Genomic DNA, 3711 nt, shown 5'->3' with positions numbered 1-3711 from the left:
GAGGCGCAGGGCGGCGCGCAGGCCACCGGCGGGGTCGGCGAGGGCCCGGCTGTCGTTCGAGGCGGCGGGGTAGACGCTACGGCCGCCGGTGACGGTGACCACCGTGACACCGGCCGGGGCGGCGGTGGTCGCGGCGGCCACCTGCTCGGCGCAGGTGCACGCGTCCACCAGGATGATCACCGCGGGGAGCAGCCGACGCAGCGGCACCGGTGACTGCTCGGCGTCGACCAGGTCGAGCGCCGGCAGCGGTCGCCCGGTCAGGTCGGGCGGGGTGGACGACGCGGTCGGCGGCTCGCCGGGCCGGTCGGGGTCGCGCGCCGACCGGGGCCAGATGACGGCTGCCAGGGCGGCGACGGTGGTGAGGAGCGCGACCAGCAGCACGAGCGCGGGCAGGGCGAACGGGTGGTGTCCCGGCGGGCGGAGGACCGGTCCCGGTTGGCGGTTCCGGTTGCCCTGGCGGCGCAGTTCCCGGCGGAGTTGGGCGGCCTCCCCGGCCAGCGCCGAGGCGTCGTCCGGGATGACCACCCGACCCCAGTGCGGTGGCAGGTCGGGCAGCCCGTCGGGCGGTCGGTGGCCTTCTGCGTCAGGCGTGCCCATCGGACCCCCGGGGGAAGCGGTTGGCGAACGACGGCAGGTGTCTCCAGCGTCCCGCACCGGCCCTCATCCCGCCAGACCTGGGCGGGCGAGCCGGCGGCGGGATACCATGGGACGAGCGCACAGCCTCAGAAATCCACGCTCCGATCACCCGTACCGGGGTGTCATCTATTGGTCACGGAGCGTGTGCAAACCATCGGTTTGACCGCCTGTCAAGCTGAAGAAATACCTCTCACAGGGCCCCTGAGCTGCGCCAACGGTCAGGACAGCGGTGGGACATCGGTGCCTGAGCGTGTTACCCTAGACACAGCGAAAGGGGTTTCGAACCTATGGTTTTCAGTGTCGGCGAGACCGTTGTTTACCCCCACCACGGGGCCGCACTCATTGAGGCAATCGAGACTCGGGTCATCAAGGGCGAGCCGAAGCAGTACCTCGTCCTGAGGGTCGCCCAGGGTGACCTGACGGTCCGGGTGCCCGCCGAGAACGCCGAGATCGTGGGTGTGCGCGAGGTGGTCGGCGAAGAGGGCCTCGGGAAGGTCTTCGACGTGCTCCGCGCACCGCACACCGAGGAGCCGACCAACTGGTCGCGGCGTTACAAGGCGAATCTGGAGAAGCTTGCCTCCGGCAACCCGCTGAAGGTCGCCGAGGTCGTGCGGGACCTGTGGCGTCGGGAGCGGGAGCGGGGCCTGTCCGCGGGTGAGAAGCGCATGCTCGCCAAGGCCCGCGACATTCTCGTCGGCGAGGTCGCGCTGGCCGAGAAGAGCACCAAGGACGAGGCGGAGACGTTGCTCGACAAGGTCCTGACCGAGGCCTGACCTCCACGGCATCGTCGTACCCACCCCGCAGCGAACAAATCCGAGGACCGCGACGTGACCGCGCAGCTCAATCCGCGCGGTGACGTCGCGGTCCTCGTTCCTGCGGCCGGTGCCGGGGTACGCCTCGGGCCCGGCGCACCCAAGGCGCTGCGGCTGCTCGGCGGCGAGCCGCTGCTGGTGCACGCCGTACGCCGGGTCGCGGCGGCGCCGTCGGTGCACACCATCGTGGTGGCCGCCCCGCCGGCCGGGATGGCGGCGGTACGGGAGCTGCTGGCCCCGGTGGCACCGGTCACGGTGGTGCCGGGCGGCGCCGAGCGGCAGGCCTCGGTGGCGGCCGCCCTGGCGGCCGTCCCGCCGGAGCCGCAGATCGTGCTCGTGCACGACGCGGCCCGGGCGCTGACCCCACCCGAGCTGGTCGAGTTGGTCGCCGCGGCGGTCCGTTCCGGCAACGACGCGGTGATCCCGGTCCTTCCCGTGGTCGACACGATCAAGGAGGTCGGGGCCGGCGAGGTGGTCCTCGGCACGGTTGACCGGGCTGCGTTACGCGCGGTGCAGACCCCGCAGGGGTTCCGGCGCGGCGTGCTGACCGCCGCGCACGCCGCAGCCGGCGACCCGTTGACCGACGACGCCGGGCTGGTCGAGAAGCTGGGCGTCGCGGTCCGTTGCGTACCCGGCTCGGAGTACGCGCTGAAGATCACCCGCCCGTTCGACCTGGCGCTGGCCGAACACCTGCTGGCCAGCGGCCGGTGACGGCGGGCGGCACCGGCGTCGGGCACCACCGGCGCGTACCCTCGTGGCCATGATCGTTCCTCGGGTGGCCGTGGGTACCGACATCCACGCCTTCGCGGCCGGCCGGCCCTGCTGGCTGGCCGGCCTGCACTGGCCGGGAGAGGACGGCCTGGCCGGTCACTCCGACGCCGACGTGGTGGCGCACGCCGCCTGCAACGCCCTGCTCTCCGCCGCCGGGCTCGGTGACCTGGGCGCGAACTTCGGTGTCGACCAGCCGGAGTGGGCGGGGGCGTCCGGCGTGGCGCTGCTGGCCGAGTCGGCCCGACGGGTTCGGGCGGCGGGCTTCGCGATCGGTAACGTCTCGGTGCAGGTGGTGGGGAACCGCCCGAAGATCGGGCCGCGCCGTGCGGAGGCCCAGCGGGTGCTCTCCGCGGCGGTCGGCGCCCCGGTGACCGTCACCGCCGCCACCAGCGACGGGCTCGGCTTCACCGGGCGCGGTGAGGGGCTGGCCGGAATCGCCGTCGCCCTGGTGTACGACGACCCGGCGGCCCGGCCGTGACCGGCGACGACGACGCGGACGGCCGGTTCAACCGCGCCCAACTCCTCGCCGAGCTGGGTCGGTACGACGAGGCCGTCGAGGAGCTGGCCCCGGCCGGTGAGCCGGTGCCGACGGCTGGTGGGCCGGCGCTGACCCTGCTGGCCCGGCTGCACCTGGCGGCGGGGCGACCCGTCGAGGCGCTGGCCGCCGCCGACTCCGCCTCGGCCGCCGCGCCCGACGCGGCCGGTCCCCTGGTCGTCCGGGCGCTCGCTCTGGTCGACCTGGGCCGGTACGGCGAGGCGGCGGCGACCGCCGACCGGATCCTCACCGGCGGTCCGGCGGACGCGTACGCGCAGCGGGCCGGCGCCGGGATCCTGGCCGAGGCGCGCAACGGCCAGCAGGCGCTCGACGCCGCGTGGCGCGCGGTCGAGCTGGCCCCCGACGAACCGCAGGCGCATCTGGTGCTCGCGTTGGTCTCGGCCCGGTTGCAGCTGTTCGACCTGGCCGAGCGCGCCTACCGGGAGGCGCTGCGCCTGGACCCGGCCCTGGCCGAGGCGGCGGGCGAACCGGGCGTGCTCCGGTTGGAGCGGCGACGCTGGGCCGAGGCCCTGGAGCGGGTCTCCGAGCTGGCCACCGTCGACCCGGTACGGGCCGAGGCCCTGCCGGTCGAGGAGGGGATCCGCCGGCTCGTCCTGCTGGGTGGCGCCTGGACGCTGGTCGGCAGTCTCCTGGTCGCGGTGGCCGGCGGGCTCTCCCGGTTCGTCGCGGTGCTGGTGGCGGTCGCGGTCGGGTTCGCCCTCTGGCGGCTCGCCGCGCGGGTGCCGGGGCTGCGCCACGAGGTCCTGCCGGAACTGCGGCGTACCGACCGGGTGCTGGCGCTGGCGATCCAGGCGGTGGCGGTCGGTCCGCTGCTGGTCCTGCTGCACGCGCTGGTCGGCAGCCCGTGGCCGTTGGCCGCGGCGATCGCGGTGGCCACCGCCGCCGGCCTGACCCTGGTCACCCGGATGTTCCGCTAGGTACCCGCCGCCCGCCGCC

Annotated in this window: 5 protein-coding genes; 4 read left to right on the top strand and 1 reads right to left on the bottom strand. The window is 74.8% G+C overall.

The window, feature by feature from the left end:
- On the bottom strand, positions 1–597 hold a 597-nt coding region (locus E1182_RS29705), incomplete at its 3' end, for a hypothetical protein (protein ID WP_132271028.1).
- A 326-nt stretch (positions 598–923) separates the two neighbouring features.
- On the opposite strand from E1182_RS29705, the gene E1182_RS29700 reads away from it, so the two are divergent.
- From E1182_RS29700 to E1182_RS29685, 4 genes are read left to right on the top strand one after another with little or no spacing between them, the layout of a single operon-like run.
- Positions 924–1409 (top strand): CarD family transcriptional regulator, encoded by a 486-nt coding sequence (locus E1182_RS29700; protein WP_007073334.1) that lies wholly within the window; start codon positions 924–926, stop codon positions 1407–1409.
- 54 nt (positions 1410–1463) lie between these two features.
- Positions 1464–2159 carry a 2-C-methyl-D-erythritol 4-phosphate cytidylyltransferase gene (gene ispD / locus E1182_RS29695; RefSeq protein ID WP_132271027.1) on the top strand — a complete coding sequence of 232 codons (696 nt, stop codon included), beginning with the start codon at positions 1464–1466 and terminating at the stop codon, positions 2157–2159.
- Between the two features lie 49 nt (positions 2160–2208).
- On the top strand, positions 2209–2697 hold the full coding sequence (ispF, locus tag E1182_RS29690) for a 2-C-methyl-D-erythritol 2,4-cyclodiphosphate synthase (protein ID WP_132271026.1): 489 nt from the start codon (positions 2209–2211) through the stop codon (positions 2695–2697).
- Positions 2694–3692 (top strand): lipopolysaccharide assembly protein LapB, encoded by a 999-nt coding sequence (locus E1182_RS29685; protein WP_132271025.1) that lies wholly within the window; start codon positions 2694–2696, stop codon positions 3690–3692. Before ispF ends, E1182_RS29685 begins: the two co-directional genes overlap by 4 nt.
- Positions 3693–3711 lie beyond the last annotated feature (19 nt).

This window comes from Micromonospora sp. KC721, from assembly GCF_004348355.1.
GTDB lineage: Bacteria > Actinomycetota > Actinomycetes > Mycobacteriales > Micromonosporaceae > Micromonospora.
The sequence above is the reverse complement of the archived record's forward strand: the minus strand, read 5'-3'. Positions and strand labels throughout refer to the sequence as shown.

Bases quoted from the DNA above. Each gene is read 5' to 3' on its own strand.
- ispF (WP_132271026.1), top strand. From the start codon at position 2,209: ATGATCGTTCCTCGGGTGGCCGTGGGTACCGACATCCACGCCTTCGCG.
- E1182_RS29700 (WP_007073334.1), top strand. From the start codon at position 924: ATGGTTTTCAGTGTCGGCGAGACCGTTGTTTACCCCCACCACGGGGCC.